General features: G+C 65.7%; 14 protein-coding genes. 3 read left to right on the forward strand and 11 right to left on the reverse strand.

The window, feature by feature from the left end:
- Positions 1-40: 40 nt before the first annotated feature.
- The 5 genes from AC1RUR_RS25230 to AC1RUR_RS25250 all read right to left on the reverse strand — a co-directional run bounded on the left by AC1RUR_RS25230 (position 41) and on the right by AC1RUR_RS25250 (position 4638).
- Entirely contained in the window at positions 41-655 is a 615-nt protein-coding gene (locus tag AC1RUR_RS25230) for a hypothetical protein (RefSeq protein ID WP_492848965.1), read from the reverse strand.
- The gene (locus tag AC1RUR_RS25235; protein ID WP_492848968.1) at positions 652-1497 is read right to left on the reverse strand and encodes an ABC transporter permease; all 846 of its coding nucleotides are present in this window, start codon (positions 1495-1497) and stop codon (positions 652-654) included. Before AC1RUR_RS25235 ends, AC1RUR_RS25230 begins: the two co-directional genes overlap by 4 nt.
- On the reverse strand, positions 1494-2300 hold the full coding sequence (locus tag AC1RUR_RS25240; protein ID WP_492848970.1) for an ABC transporter ATP-binding protein: 807 nt from the start codon (positions 2298-2300) through the stop codon (positions 1494-1496). Before AC1RUR_RS25240 ends, AC1RUR_RS25235 begins: the two co-directional genes overlap by 4 nt.
- Entirely contained in the window at positions 2297-3265 is a 969-nt protein-coding gene (locus AC1RUR_RS25245; protein ID WP_492849048.1) for a YVTN family beta-propeller repeat protein, read from the reverse strand. The genes AC1RUR_RS25240 and AC1RUR_RS25245 overlap by 4 nt, the downstream gene beginning before the upstream one ends.
- 191 nt (positions 3266-3456) lie before the next feature.
- Complete coding sequence (locus AC1RUR_RS25250) at positions 3457-4638, reverse strand: ABC transporter substrate-binding protein (RefSeq protein ID WP_492848973.1); 1182 nt, start codon at positions 4636-4638, stop codon at positions 3457-3459.
- A gap of 59 nt (positions 4639-4697) precedes the next feature.
- Between AC1RUR_RS25250 and AC1RUR_RS25255 the strand changes: the two genes are divergently transcribed.
- Entirely contained in the window at positions 4698-5270 is a 573-nt protein-coding gene (locus AC1RUR_RS25255; protein ID WP_492848975.1) for a DUF3280 domain-containing protein, read from the forward strand.
- A gap of 175 nt (positions 5271-5445) precedes the next feature.
- Here AC1RUR_RS25255 and fghA read toward each other — a convergent pair whose 3' ends face one another.
- Positions 5446-6291: an S-formylglutathione hydrolase gene (gene fghA, locus AC1RUR_RS25260; RefSeq protein ID WP_492848977.1), complete on the reverse strand. Its 846-nt coding sequence runs from the start codon at positions 6289-6291 to the stop codon at positions 5446-5448.
- A 78-nt stretch (positions 6292-6369) separates the two neighbouring features.
- Positions 6370-6990, reverse strand: coding sequence for a response regulator (locus AC1RUR_RS25265; protein WP_492848979.1), 621 nt, complete (start codon positions 6988-6990; stop codon positions 6370-6372).
- Between the two features lie 210 nt (positions 6991-7200).
- Between AC1RUR_RS25265 and AC1RUR_RS25270 the strand changes: the two genes are divergently transcribed.
- Both AC1RUR_RS25270 and AC1RUR_RS25275 read left to right on the forward strand, forming a co-directional pair.
- Positions 7201-8559, forward strand: coding sequence for a histidine kinase (locus tag AC1RUR_RS25270; protein ID WP_492848981.1), 1359 nt, complete (start codon positions 7201-7203; stop codon positions 8557-8559).
- Positions 8560-8707: 148 nt separating this feature from the next.
- Positions 8708-11188, forward strand: coding sequence for a TonB-dependent receptor (locus AC1RUR_RS25275; protein WP_492848983.1), 2481 nt, complete (start codon positions 8708-8710; stop codon positions 11186-11188).
- A 75-nt stretch (positions 11189-11263) separates the two neighbouring features.
- Here AC1RUR_RS25275 and AC1RUR_RS25280 read toward each other — a convergent pair whose 3' ends face one another.
- From AC1RUR_RS25280 to AC1RUR_RS25295, 4 genes are all read right to left on the reverse strand, one after another.
- On the reverse strand, positions 11264-12181 hold the full coding sequence (locus tag AC1RUR_RS25280; RefSeq protein WP_492848985.1) for an MBL fold metallo-hydrolase: 918 nt from the start codon (positions 12179-12181) through the stop codon (positions 11264-11266).
- Between the two features lie 104 nt (positions 12182-12285).
- Positions 12286-13491, reverse strand: a complete 1206-nt coding sequence (locus AC1RUR_RS25285; RefSeq protein ID WP_492848987.1) for an NAD(P)/FAD-dependent oxidoreductase — start codon at positions 13489-13491, stop codon at positions 12286-12288.
- Between the two features lie 122 nt (positions 13492-13613).
- Positions 13614-13904, reverse strand: coding sequence for a hypothetical protein (locus AC1RUR_RS25290; protein ID WP_492848989.1), 291 nt, complete (start codon positions 13902-13904; stop codon positions 13614-13616).
- Positions 13905-14001: 97 nt separating this feature from the next.
- Positions 14002-14940 (reverse strand): helix-turn-helix domain-containing protein, encoded by a 939-nt coding sequence (locus AC1RUR_RS25295; protein WP_492848991.1) that lies wholly within the window; start codon positions 14938-14940, stop codon positions 14002-14004.
- Positions 14941-15069: the final 129 nt, after the last annotated feature.

The raw sequence follows: 15069 nt of genomic DNA on the forward strand, positions 1-15069 counted from the left end.
GATCGCGGGAACTTCTGCCGAGCTGTCAGCACAATTGACGCTATTCCATTTCCTGCTGGATCACGCGTCCCAGGGCGAACAGGCGCTGGTCGATCGAGGTCGGAACCTCGCATACGAACCGCACCACCTTGTGGCGATCCTCGAAAATGCGGGTCTTCCAGATCAGCTCGTTGCTGAGCGCCTCGACCTTGGCCTCGTCGCGCGGTGTCGCGCCCTGGAGGGCCTGGAGCGCCAGCGTCTCCTCGCGGATCTTGTCGGCGGAGTCGCGCTGCTTGCGGCTGACGCGTTCTAGGCCGATCATGACCTGGGAACGCTGGGCGTTCAGGGTATCGAACAGGCCGGCGAAGAGGAGCTTTGCGTTCGCGGTCTTGTCGGCGGCGGAGCCGGCCAAAAATTCCTTCACCGATTTCTCGGCCTCGTCCAGCGGCGTCTTGCGCGCCGACAGCTTGGAGACCAGCGCGCTGACCTTGGCATCGTTCTTCCACTTGGTCTCGGCATCTTCGAGCGCAGGACCAGCCCAGACGGCGGCGAGAGAGATCTCCGGAACCTTGGCCTGCGTACAGGGCCAGTCGGGGAAGCGCGGATCGGCCGCGCGCGCGGCCGTGCCCGACAGCGCGAGCGCCAGAACGGCCATGACCACGATCCGAGACATCATCCTTCTCCCGCAGGCCCCCGTCGCGCCAGCCCGCGCGAGGGATCATAGGCCAGAATCGCGCCGATCATGAAGACGATTGTGCAGGCTGCCACCACCGCCAGCGAGACCCAGTTGATCTGCCCGTACAGTGCGAAGCGGATCAGCTCGACCGCGTGGGTGAACGGATTGGCCTCGCAGAGATAATACAGATAGGGGCTGCCCTCCTCCACCCGCCAGAGCGGATAGAGCGCCGACGATGCAAAGAACATCGGAAAGATCACGAAGTTCATCACGCCGGCAAAATTCTCGAGCTGCTTGATGCCGGAGGAGATCAGCATGCCGAGCGAGCCCAGCATCAGTCCGGACAGGATCAGCGCGGGCAGCACGGTGAGATAGCCAGATGACGGCGGGGTGATGTCCCAGAACCAGGCGATCAGGAGAAACGCGTAGACTTGGAGCAGCGACACCGCGGTGCCCGCGAGCAACTTGCAGAACAACAGGAAGCCGCGCGGCAGCGGGCTCACCAGCAGCGTGCGCATGTTGCCCATCTCGCGGTCATAGACCATCGAGAGCGAGGACTGCATGCCGTTGAAGAGCTGGATCATCGCCATCAGCCCCGGCGCGATGTAGACCTCGTAGAGGATGTAGGTCTCGTAGGGCGGGATGATGGAGATGCCGAGCACCTGGCGGAAGCCGGCGGCGAAGATGAACAGCCACACCAAGGGGCGCACCAGCGCCGAGACGAAGCGCTCGCGCTGATGCAGGAAGCGCAGGCCCTCGCGCCAGACGATGCCGGTGAGGCAGGTCATGTACTCGGCGAACGAGAAGCCGCGCGGCGCCTCGCGGGTGGTGATGCTGCTCATGCGCCGCCTCCCGGCATGGTTTGCGCGCCGGTCAGGCGCATGAAGGCGGTGTTGACGTCCTGCGCGCCGGCTTCGGTGACGACGCGGCTCATCGGTCCCTGCGCCAGCACCTTGCCCTGGTGCAGCACCACGAGGTCGTCGCCCGCCATGATCTCGTCGAACAGATGCGTGGCCCAGAGCACGCCGATGCCCTGCTCGGTGACGAGCTGACGGACGTGGCTGATGATGTCGGCGCGCGCCTTGACGTCGAGCCCGACGGTCGGCTCGTCCAGCAGCAGCAGGCGCGGCCGGTGCAGCAGCGCCCGCGCAATCTCCAGCCGCCGCATCTGGCCGCCGGAGAGATCGCGCACCTTGCTGCCGGCGCGCTCGGACAGGCCAATGCGGTCGAGCAGCTCGGCGCTGCGCGCGGCCGCCTCGCGCCGGCTGACGCCGTGCAGGGCGGCGTGATACAGCAGGTTCTGCGTCAGCGACAGATCGAGATCGAGCGTGCGCGGCTGGAACACGACGCCGAGCAGCCGCAGCGCTTCGCCGGGATTCTTGCCGACGTCATGACCGAAGATGCCGACGCGGCCGGACTGGATGCCGAACAGGCGCGTGATGAGTGAGAACAGCGTGCTCTTGCCGGCGCCGTTGAGACCGAGCAGCGCGGTGAAGCTCGCGGGCTGCACGTTGAAGGAGACGTCCGTCAACGCGCGCCGCGGACCATAGGCATGGCTGACGCCGTCGATCGACAGCGCCGGCACCGCGGCGGGGGCAGGCCCTGGCGTTTGGCGAGGCTCGGCGATGGGGGCGGGACTGGTCATGGCGCGATCGTGATGCCCCAGGGCAGTTCGCCCACCTGAATGGTCTTGATCACTTTTTGCGCGGCGACGTCGATCACGGAAACATCGTTCGACACGCCGTTGGTGGTGAGCAGATACTTCTCGTCCGGCGTGAACGCCATGTGCCAGACCCGCTGCCCGACCAGCAGATATTTCGTCACCTTCCGCGTCGCGACATCGACCACGGCGATACGGTTGGCGGGGCCGAGCGCGACGAAGGCGGTCTTGTCGTCCCGGGTCATGCCGATGCCGACCGGCTGGATGGCCTCCTTCCGCAGGCCCGGAATCTCGAACGTCACCTTGCCGATCACCTCGTGCTTTTTGGGGTCGATGATCGAGACCGTGCCGCCGATTTCCGAGGACACCCACAGCTCGGAACTATCGTGCTTGAACTCGGCAAAGCGCGGCCGCGCATCGACCAGCACGTTGGCGACGATCTGGCGCGAGGCCGTGTCGATGAAATGCGCCATGTTGGTCGTTTCCGACGTGTTGATCAGGGTCTTGCCGTCGGGGCTGATGGTCATGCCCTCCGGCTCGACTCCGACCTGGATGTCGCCGAGGCGGGCGCGCTTGTCGAGATCGATCACGGTCACCGTGTTGTCGTTCTCGTTGGCGACATAGAGGATCTTGCCGGCGGCATCCTGGGCGAACAATTCGGGGTCGGGACCGGAGGGCAGGCTGTCCACGACGGCCTGCGTCTTGGCGTCGATCACCTGGATGGTGTCGTCGTCGCCGACCGCGACCATCACGAACTTGCCGTCGCGCGTGAAGTCGATGCCGCGCGGCCGCTGGCCGACCTTGATGGTCTTGGTCACGGTCCAACTGTCGGTGTCGATCACCGAGACCGTGTTGCTCTTCTCGTTCGAGACATAGGCGATGAAGGCATGCGCGGGCGCCGCCGCAAGCGCCAGTCCGGAGAGAAGCCCAACACGCCACATGCGCAACATTCCACTGCGGATTGGTTTCACCTCCCCCGCCTGCGGGGGAGGTCGCATCGCATCGTGAGATGCGATGCGGGTGGGGGCTCGTTCCTCTTGGGGGCTCTCGTGCGCGGAGATACCCCCACCCCAACCCTCCCCCGCAAGCGGGAGAGGGGGCGCAGCGTCGTTGCGGCGAGGATTCGATCTCATCACATCGCTCACTTCAATTTGCATTTGCTCTCCGGGCGGTCGTAGCCGAGCGTGTCGAGCTCGGAGACCTGGTGCAGAAAACCCTCCTGAGGCGACACCGACACCACCATGCGGCCGTCGACCAGCAGGATCGGCTGGCGCAGCTGGAGATTCCAGTCACGCAGGGTCAGCCGCGTGCCCTTGAAGGCGGCGACCGAGAAATCCGGGCCCTTGATGAAATCGGTGACCTTTTTCACATCGCCGGAATTGGTGCGCGAGGTGGCTTCCCCAATCATGCGCGCTGCCGTCCAGGCCTGCATGTCGAGCGCCGTCATCCGCCGCGAGTTCAGCTTCATGAAGCGGTTCTGCATCTGGATTGCGCCCCACTGGTCCTGCGCGGCGTCCCAGCTGCGCGGCACGAGGCCCGCCGAGCCGGCGACGGGGCGCGGATCCCAGGTGCGATAGGGCAGGTACGCTCCGAACACCTCGCTTTCGTCGGCCGCGACCAGCACGTCGTAGGCGGGTGCACCCTGCGTGAACACCGGCATCTGGCGCTGGATCAGCGTCACGCCGCTGTCGGTACGCCGCGCGCCACCTTTGTCCTCGAAAGTCTTTTCCTGCACGATCTTGGCGCCGAATCGCGCGGCGGTGCGCCTCAGCGCATCGGCGAACAGCTTGTCCTCGTCGTGCGAGCCGACCACCAGCAGCCAGCGCTTCCACTGCTTCCACACCAGGTACTGGCCGAGCGCGTCGGCCAGCATCGCACGAGTCGGCGCGGTGTGGATGACATTGGCGCGACAATCGGCCTCGCGCAGCCGCTCATCGATCGCCCCCGCATTGAACAGCAGCGTGCCGCGGTCGCGCAGGGCGTCGGCGACCTTGAGGAGTTGATCCGCCGGCAGGTCGGCGATGATGAAGCCGGTCTTCTCGGCGAGCGCGGTCGCGGCCTGCACCACATCCTCGCCTTCGCCGATGCGGCGTTCCTCCAGCGTGAAACGCTGGCCGAGGAATTTGCCGGTGGTGTTGTTGTCCTCGATGGCGAGGCGCGCGCCGGCGACGCCGTCATTCTCCGCGGGCTGCTCGACCAGCGACAGCGTCGATCTGGTGCCGGCGATTCCGAGATAGCCGACGCCGATCATGACAGGGTCGGCCGCGAACGCGCTCGTCGCGGCAAGACCCAGGCCGATCAGGCCGACCAACCATCGGATCATGTTTCCTCCAAACGTTCTCCCCGGCTTGACCGCCGATGGAGAATTGTCTCTGCTAAAGCATGACCAATTTGTCAGGGCATGCAACCCCGCATTTCGTCCTCGCGAGGCGAGGACGCGGAATCACGATCGTGCGAGCGCTGATATGTTTCGCCGCTTTGCTGTTGACGGGCTCAGTTGCGCTCGCAGATCCGCCGAAGCTTGCGGTGTTCGATTTCGAGCTGATCGATACCAGCCTGCCCGGCGAGTTCTACGGCTCCAAGCCGGAGGAGGCGCGGCTCGATCGCATCAGCGAGCAGCTGCGTAAAGAACTGGCTGACTCAGGCCGGTTCCAGGTGCTCGACATCGCGCCGGTCAGGGATGCCGCCCGTCATGCCAATTTACAGGCCTGCGGCGGCTGCGACCTCAAGCTTGCCGGGCAGCTGGGCGCCGACCTGGAGATCACCGGCATGGTGCAAAAGGTCTCGAACCTGATCATCAACCTCAACATCTACCTGCGCGACGTGAAGACCGGCACCATGATCACCGCCGCCAGCGCCGACATGCGCGGCAACACCGACGAATCCTGGACGCGGACGATGAGCTATCTGATCCGCAACCGTCTGCTGGCGCCGAATTACGGCAAGCCGGAGTAGGGGACTCTTACCCTCCCCTGGAGGGGGAGGGTCGATCGCGCGCAGCGCGAGCGGGGTGGGGTGACAGTCCATCCTCTGAGACGATGCCCGAGTGGAGAGATCACCCCACCCCGCTTCACCTCTCGCTTCGCTCGATGTGAAGCGACCCTCCCCCCAGGGGAGGGTAAGAAAGAGATCATCCCTTCAGCCTCTCCGCATGCCAATGCAGATGATCGCCCATGAACGTCGAGATGAAATAATAGCTGTGGTCGTAGCCCGCCTGCCGACGCAGCGTCAGCGGGATGCCCGCCTTGGTACAGGCGGCTTGCAGCAGCTCCGGCTTGAGCTGCTCCTTCAGGAAGTTGTCGGCATCGCCGACGTCGACCAGGAAGCCCGGGTACTTCGCGCCGTCCTCGATCAGCGCCACCGTGTCATGGCTGCGCCAGTTGTCCTTGTTGGGCCCGAGATAGCCGGTCAGCGCCTTGGTGCCCCAGGGCACCTGCGACGGCGCCACGATCGGCGCGAACGCACTCGCGGCGCGATAGCGGTGCGGATTGCGCAGCGCCACCGTCAGCGCGCCGTGGCCACCCATCGAATGGCCCATCACCGATTGCCGCTTGGCATCGACCGGAAAATTCTCCGCCACCAGCTTCGGCAGTTCGTCGGTGACATAGCTCCACATCCGGTAATTGCGCGCAAACGGCTCTTGCGTCGCGTCGACATAGAAGCCGGCCCCTAAGCCGAAATCATAGGCATTGTTGGCGTCGCCCGGCACGTCCGGCCCGCGCGGTGAGGTGTCGGGCGCAACGAAGATCAGGCCGAGCTCGGCGCAGGCTTTGCGGAATTCGCCCTTCTCGGTGACGTTGGCATGTGTGCAGGTGAGCCCGGAGAGGTACCAGACCACAGGCAGCTTGGCGCCGTCCGCATGCGGCGGAACATAGACCGAGAACACCATGTCGGTTCCGGTCGCCTGGCTCGCATGGCGGTACACGCCCTGCACGCCGCCGTAGGATTTATTGGTCGAGACAGTGTGAATCGTCATTCCCTAAGCTCCAGTGGCGCTTCACCACATCAACATTGCAACGCTTGTGTGACCGAATGTGTGGCGGCTGCCCGCGCGTCAGGCGACGCCGCTGTCGATCGCCAATCGCACCAGCTCGACCGAGGTCTTGACCCCGAGCTTCTGGCGCATGATCGAGGAGGTGTTGGCGACCGTCTTGTAGGACGACTGCACCAGCCAGGCGATTTCGGACAGGCTCTTTCCCGCGCTGAGCAGCCGCAGGATTTCCATCTCGCGCGCATTCAGCTTGGACAACGGGCTTCGCGCCAGCGCAGGCCCCGCGAAGGCGATGCTGCGCGCGATCGCGCTCGGCAGGTACGTGCCGCCGCTACCGACGGTGCGGATCGCCTCGACGAGATCGTCGGGGTCGCCGGTCTTGGAGACGTAGCCCTTGGCGCCGCACTCGATCGCGCGCGCGGCGAAAGCAGGGTCGTCGTTCATGCTGAACATGATGATGCGGGCCTCGGGCGCGCGCTCGAGGATGCGGCGCGCCAGCTCGAAGCCGGAAACGGTCGGCAGGTTGATGTCGATGACGCAGAGGTCGGGGCGCTCAACGATGAAGACGCACTCGCCGTCTTCGGCGTCGGCGGCCTCCAGGATCTCGATCTCGCCCTCGTCGGCCAGCACGGCACGGCAGCCGGAGGCGACAATGGGATGATCGTCGACGATCAGAATGCGCATAGGCGTTCCCCGTGACAGCGCGTTCCCCGTGATAGAACTTGCCTGTTTTGCGCCGCATGATACCGAACAGGAGAGCCACGCGCGTCTCATGCCGCCTCATGCAACCCGGCCGGGATTGCTGTACGCTTTCGATTAGATATCGGGCGCTTCGCCTCTGTCAATCTCATCGGGCAGGTGCGGGCCAACCTTCGCGAGGCACGGGCGGCACCAATGTGGCAAAATCTATCCTTGCGCGCGCGCATCAACCTGCTGCTGGCGCTCTTGCTGGCGCTGGGGCTCGCGGTCAATATCGGCCGTCAGGTCGCGGAAGCGGGGCCGCGGGTGCAGGCCGAGGACCAGAGCGTGATCCGGCTCGCGCGGGAATTCATCGAGATGATCGTGACGGACCTGAACGAGGCGCCCGATCCCGACGCCAGGCTGAACCAGATCGCGCGCGATCTCAGCCGACTGCGCCATGTCAGCATCGCGCTTCACGATTCCGGCGGGAACCCGCTGACGCCGCCCCGGCCCGATGCCGATGACGACGCGCGCGGGCCGCCGGCCTGGTTCGTCAGCCTGGTTCATCCCGAGCAGACCGCGGTCAGCGTCCCCGTCTCGATCCATGGCAAGCCTGGCTCGCTGCGGATCACCTCGCATCCCGACGACGAGATCGCCGAGATCTGGGACGGCATCGTGACCCAGCTCGAGGTCGGCTCGGTGATCGCGCTCGCACTGTTCCTGGTGATGATGAACGTGGTCGGCCGGGCGCTGGCGCCGCTCCAGTCGCTGGCTGAGGCGATGACCGAGCTCGAAGGCGGGCACTATGAGGCGCGTGTCGCGCCCGGCGGGGCGCCGGAGCTCGCCGCGATCTGCACCAAGCTCAATCATCTTGCGGCAACGCTGGGCGAGGCGGTCGAGGACAAGCGGCGCCTCGCCGAGCGCACGGTGTCGCTCCAGGACGTCGAGCGCAAGGAGATCGCGCGCGAGCTGCATGACGAGTTCGGGCCGTATCTGTTCTCGCTGCGCGCGCATGCCAGCGCGCTGGCAAAGCTTGCGGACGGGCGGGCGCCGAGTGCGGAGGCAGTGCGCAAGCATGGCAGCGCCTTGCTGGAGCAGATCAACGCGCTCCAGCAATTCACCCGCCGCGTGCTCGAGCGCTTGAGGCCCGTCGGCCTCGCCGAGCTCGGCCTCGGCCAGGCGCTCGAATCGCTGTCGCGCCTGTGGCGGGAGTCGCATCCCGACGTCACGATCCACACCACGATCTCGCCCGGGCTCGGGGCGACCGGCGAGACCGCCGACCTCACCATCTACCGCGTCGTGCAGGAGGCGCTCACCAACGTGTTCCGCCATGCCGGCGCGACCGCAGTCGATGTCGTCATCGAGCCGACGGAACAGCTCACGCGCGACGGTCGCTTCTGCGCCCGGGTGCGGGTCAGCGACAACGGCCGTGGCATGGAGCCCGGCCAGAAGCTCGGCTTCGGCCTCGTCGGCATGCGCGAGCGGATCCTGGCGCTGGGTGGCACGCTCAACGTCGTCTCCGGCGATGGTGGCTTGACCGTCGAGGCGCTGGTGCCGACGGCGGCGGCCTGATCGGGAAAAATTCCCGATTTTATCGGGAAGACGGGTGCGGATATTGCCCGATCTTTTGTGGCTGGCGCGTGAGCTGCCGCCGAATACACTCGTCTGAACCAAACGGCGAAAATCAAAACAGCCGGTGGTCGCGGATGGGAAGGCGGGGATGGGCAAGCATCTTTGGTTCAAGGGTCTTTGGTTCAGGCATCGTTTGTTGATGGCCTCGGTTTCGACGGGGCTGTTGTCGGGGCTTGTCTTTGCGGGTCCTGCCGGGGCTGCGCAGGATGAGGAGACCAACGTTCAGAATCTGCCGCCGGTCGAGGTGACGGCACCGCCGCCAACGGCGAGGCGTCCCGTGTCCACGCGGCCGGTTGCGCGCATTGGGACGTCCGGGTCCGCCAGCCCCAAGACGCGCCTCTACGTCTACCCCACCTCGCCGGGCATCGGCCGAGGTCTCGACGTCGACAAGGTGCCGTCGGCGATCAACGCGGTCGATGCCAATCAGATCAAGCGCACCGGCTCGCTCAACGTCACCGACGCGCTGCGCGACAACATCGCCGGCGTTAACATCACCGAAGTCACCGGTAATCCGTTTCAGCCGGACGTCGAATTCCGCGGTTTCGTTGCCTCGCCCGTGACGGGCACGCCGCAAGGCCTCGCCGTGTACCAGAACGGCGTCCGCATCAACGAAGCTTTCTCGGACGCCGTCAACTGGGACCTGATCCCCACCGCCGCGATCAGGTCGGTGACGCTGGTGACCAACAATCCCGCCTTCGGCCTCAATGCGCTCGGCGGGGCCATCAACCTGCAAATGAAGGACGGCTTCACCTATCAGGGCGCCGAGCTCGACGTGATGGGCGGCTCGTTCGGCCGCATCCAGGGCTCGGCGCAATGGGGCAAGCAGGTCGACAACAATTACGGCGTCTACGCTGCGCTCGAAGGCCTGCGCGACAACGGCTTCCGCAACTTCTCGCAATCGACTGTGCGGCGCTTCTACGGCGATGTCGGCTACAAGGCGGGCGACAGCGAATTCCACGCCAATATGGGCGTCGCGAAGAACGATTTCGGCGCCAGTGCCACCGTTCCGGCCGAGCTGCTCGACAAATATTGGGGCGCGACCTACACGACACCGCAGACCACCTCCAACCGTGTCGGCTATCTCAACCTGACCAGCAAGGTCGACGCGACGCCGACCTGGACGCTCGAAGGCACCGCCCATGTGCGTCGGTACGAGCAGAAGCTGGTCGATGGCAACCCAACCGACGTGCAGGAATGCGCCGTTCTGGGCCTGCTGTGCTTCGGCGACGATGCGACGCCGGCGAACGGCACCAACGGCGCACAGCTCGTCAATCCCTATCCGTTGGGAACCATCCTCGGCGAGATCGACCGCAGCACGATACGTTCCACAAGTTTCGGCGTGTCGGGGCAGGCCACCAACACCGACCAGCTGTTCGGGCACGACAACCGCTTCGTGATGGGCGCAACCTATGACGCCAGCGTCACGCGCTACAACGCCACTGCCGAGATCGGCTCGATCGGGGAAAACTACGTTGTCAGCGGCAGCGGTCTCCTCCTGGGGCCGACAGGCTCACCAAACACCGTTGCCGGTCCCGTCTCGCTGCGGACCGTCAACCAATATAACGGCCTGTATGCGATGGATACGTTCAATGTCACCGATGCCTTTGCCGTCACCGGCGGCGGCCGCTTCAACGTGGCGCGCATCACACTGGAGGATCAGCTCGGCACCGATCTCAACGGCGATCACACCTTCACCCGCTTCAATCCGGTGATCGGCGGCACCTACAAGATCACGCCGGGATTGACGGCCTATGCCGGCTATTCCGAGGCCAATCGCGTGCCGACGCCGCTCGAGCTCGGCTGCTCCGATCCAGCCCGCCCCTGTCTGATCGCGGCGTTTCTCGTCTCCGATCCGCCATTGAAGCAGGTCGTCTCCAAGACCGTCGAGGCCGGCTTCCGCGGCACCAAGGAACTGAACATCGGCACGCTCGGATGGAAGATCGGCGGCTTTCGCGCCACCAACTATGACGACATCGTCGCGATCCCCGTTCCGGGCCGGACCGGCTTTGGCTATTTCTCCAATGTCGGCCGGACCAGGCGGCAGGGGCTGGAGGCCGAGGTCAACATCAAGTCGCCGACGCTCCAGTTCCAGGCGAGCTACGCTTTCGTCGACGCGCGCTTCCTCGACGCGCTGACCATCGGCTCGAACAGCCCGTTCGCCGATGGCGACGGCAACATCCAGGTCTCGCCCGGCAACCAGCTCCCCGCGATCCCGCGCCACCGCGTCAAGGTGGGTGTCGACTACGCGGTGACCGACGTCTGGAAGGTCGGCGGCAACGCGATCTTCGTCTCCAGCCAGTATCTGGTCGGCGACGAGTCCAACCAATATGCGAAACTGCCGTCCTATACCGTGTTCAATCTCCACACCTCGTACCAGGTCACCAAGAACATCCAGCTCTACGGCAAGATCGACAACATCTTCGACAAGCGCTACGCGACCTACGGCCAGTTCTTCGACCGCGAGGCATTGCCCAACTTCACCAACGGCGGTGCTGACTTCAACGACCCGCGCTCGCTCAGCCCGGCACGGCCGCGCGCGTTCTATGCGGGGATGCGGGTGACGTTCTAGGCAGGCGCTGAACCGGGGCCGAACTCATCCATGCGATGAGTACGCGCCCCGGTTCGGACTTGATCCGACGACCCCTCAGTAGTCCCAGAACACCGGCACCCAGCGGAAGGCGTCACCGTCGACTGCGACGCGTCCGACCGACGGGAATGGCAGGTGCGTGGCCACCAGCATCTCGCCGGTCTCGGCAAGCTCCCGCAAGAGACGGATGCGAACGCGCGCCGCCTCCTCCGGATCGTGCTCGAAGCCGTTGTACCATTCGGGTTGCTCGAACCCGACGGCGAACACGGCGTCGCCGGCGAAGGTCAGCGCGTCGCCGCCGGACGCTATGCGGACCACGCTGTGTCCCGGGGTGTGACCGCCGGTGCGACGGGCGATGACGCCGGGCGCAATCTCGTGCGTCTCATCGAACTGCCGCAACTGACTGCCGTACTCGCTCACGAACCGCTTGGCGGTCGCGCGAAGCGCGTCCGGAAAGCCCTGCGGCATGTTGGTCTGGGAGAAATCGGGCGCCTCCCAGAACTTGACCTCGGCGGCTGCCACGTGGATCCGCAGGTCCTTGCGCAGCTGCTGCTTCACGCCGTCGATGAGCAGCCCGCCAATGTGGTCCATGTGCAGATGGGTCAGCACCAGGTCGGTCACGGAGGAAAGATCGATGCCGGCGGCCTCCAGTCGCTTGATCAATTGTCCGGCCCGCGGCAGGTGCAAGTTCGGGTCGGAGCCGAGGCCAGCGTCGATCAGGATGGTCTTGCCGCCGCTGCGGACCATGACCGCGTTCAGCGCCCAGTCGAAAGCATCCTGTGGCAGGAACATGTCGTGCAGCCAGGCCTCACGTTCGGCCGGGGCGGCGTTGTGGGCCAGCATCGTGGTTGGCAGCGGCAGCACGCCGTCGCTGACCACCAGCACGTCGATCTCGCCGACCTTCAGCGCGTAGCGCGACGGAACGAGCTCTTCGGGGCCCGATGACACGGGATATGAGGTGTTGTGCAGGTTCATGTGTGTCTCCTGTTTCAGGGAAAGGTGGTTGGTCTTGGTTCTGGCGGGTCCTGGTCGAACGGGCCGCGTGGCCAGGCGAGCGCGGCCGTCATCGCTTCGTGCGTCTAGACGTCGGTCACGCGTTCCGGATCGGCCGACGCGAGCGCCGCGGCGCGTTCGGCTTTCGGCGGATAGATCCAGACGGTGTTGATCTCCTGCTTGGTCTTCTTGGCGACGTCGCCGACCATCTCGACCTTGCGCTCCCAGCCGCGCGTGAACAGCGCGCCGGCTTCGCCGAGGTCGAGGCAGGTGACGTAGGCCTTCTGGTGGTAGGGCCGGGTCGGAACGCCCAGCAGTTCGGCGGCGGCATTGTTGCCGGCAAACGCACCCATCCGCGTCGCGTGCTGGCACGACATCAGCGCGTAATTGCCCTCGTCGTCGCAGGCGGCCCGCGCGGCATCGCCGGTGGCGAACACGCCGGCGACACCGGGCACTCGCAGATCGCGATCCACCAGCAGCCGGCCGAAATTGTCGCGCTCGGCGGGAATCTGCGCCGTCAACGGCGCGGCGCGGATGCCGGCCGCCCAGACCACCGTCTCGGTTTCGATGTGTTCGCCGGTCGATAGCGTCACGCCGGATTTGTCGAGCGAGGCGACGCCGGCCCCGAGCCGCGTCTCCACGCCGAGCTTGCGCAGCGCGTCCTCGATGAGCGGGCGGGGGCCTTCGCCCATGTCCGGCGCGACCGCGCCGTTGCGTTCGACGATGATCACGCGCGTCTTGGTCTCCTTGCCGAGGATGGCGCGCAGGCGCGCAGGCAGCTCGGTTGCGGCCTCGATGCCGGTGAAGCCGCCGCCGGCGACGACGACCGTATCGCGCCCGTTGACGGACGGCCGGTCGGCGAGACCGTGCAGATGCTTGTCGAGCGCGATGGCGTCGTCGAGCGAGTCGACGCTGAAGCCGTGCTCGGCAAGGCCTGGAATGTCGGGGCGGAACAGGCGGCTGCCGGTGGCGATCACCAGACGATCGTAGGACAGCGTCTTGCGCGTGCCCTTGGGGCCGGTGATCTGCACCATTCGCGCCTCGGTGTTGACGGTCTCGGCGCTGCCCTGGATGTAGTCGACGTCGATCGCCTTGAGGACATCGCGCAGCGGCGCCGTCAGGGTTTCCGGCTTCGGCTCGTAGAGCCGCGGGCGGACCACCAGCGTCGGCTCCGGTGCGATCAGCGCGATTTGGAGATCGCCGGGCGAAACGCCCTGAATGTCGCGCAGGCGGGCGGAGGAGAGGGCGGCGTACATGCCGGCAAAGCCGGCGCCGATGATGAGCAGTCGCATGTGGTTTAACTCCTGGGTTTGGGTGGCTCGGGACGTGCGCGCGTCGTCGCCGCCGCCTGGTGTCGGCAGAGCCCGTTGCGATCGACGATGATGCGAAGAGATGAAACGGAGACCGTCAGGCCCTACGGCAGGGTGCAGTTCGGCAGTGAGGACAGCAGTGCAGGGCCTTCGCACGCCGCCGGACAGCTTCTCGGGCCCGATGGCCAGCCGCGCAGAGCTACCGGCACCGTCGGTTTCCTCAGCCAGCCCTGGTTGATCAGGATCGACGTCGCGGGATTGGCGCTTTGCGCAGCTTGTGCCGGCGCTTCTTCGGCCGTCGGCTGGGTGAAACGCACGGTCAGTGAAAGTCCGTACAGGACCGCCGACGCGATGGCTTTCCGTCGCGGCGCTATTGCAAGCTGTTTCCAGTCCATCGTTCGTCTCCGTCCGCGTGGTGCGATGCCGAGATGTTTAGCGAACCAGATCTTCGACTGCGCCAGAGCGATTGCCGTCCCTGTCGCGAGATTGCTGCTAACGCATGCGCCTGCGCCAATCGCTCGGTGTTTCACCCGTCAGCTTCTTGAATGCCGCGGCGAAGGCGGTCTGCGAGGAATAGCCAAGTGCTGCGGCGACCGAGACGATCGATTCGTCGCTCTCCCGCAGTATGTTCATGGCCTGCTCGAGCCGGTGCTGGCGCAGCCAGGCATGCGGCGAGAGCCCGGTGCTTTCCTTGAAGGCACGGCAGAAGTGAAAGCGCGAGAGGCCGGCATCGGACGCCAGCGCATCGAGCGAGACGTCCGCATCGCTGTCCGAACGCAACCGTTCGATCGCGCGGAGCAGGACCTTCGGCGACAGCCCACCCATGGTCGGCTGGAACGTGGCCGTCGAACCGGTGTGGGCAACCAGCAGGCGCGTGGCCAGAAGATCCGTCAGCTGATGGCGGAACAACGTGTCCAGGGCTCCGTTGCCTCCGAGCGCGTCCGCCGCGCTCAAGAGCAGTCTGGACGTAATGGGATCGGGATGCGCGGTCCGCTCCCGCAGATCGGCCGGCTTGGTGGTCCCGGCCTCGTCGGCAACGCGCTTCAGCGTTGCATTCGGAAGATAGAGCTGGACCACATCGACAGGCTTCGGAATGTCCCATCGGGAGCTCGATCCCTCTGGAATGATGATCACGACGCCAGGGCGAAACGTACCGATCGCAACCGATTTTCCCGACCGCCGCTCCATGCGCTGCATCACGCCGTTGTACGCCATGATCACGTGATGGCTCATGGGCTCGACGATGTCGTGCAACGGATCGTGTTTCCAATGGGCGATCCCGGCGCCGGAAGAGTCCAGGGCCACGCGGGTCGGCTCGGTCCTGAGCACCCGCGCCATCTCCGCATCGGCGGCGCGCCGTTCGGCAGTCGAGCCATTGTCCGGCTGTGCGTCAGGTGCGGGCGGCAAGCCCTTGTGTGAGGGATTGCGCATGAGTGTCGTGCTCCCGATCATTGCGTGGCTCCTCCCGATCGGCTCAGGTTGTGGATCAGGTTCTCGTATTTGTACGGGGTGGCGCGTTCTATGCGCTGCGAAGGCTCAGGGTCTTTCCTGAAGCGGCCA

The organism is Bradyrhizobium sp. GW821-FHT12B03 (assembly GCF_058807535.1).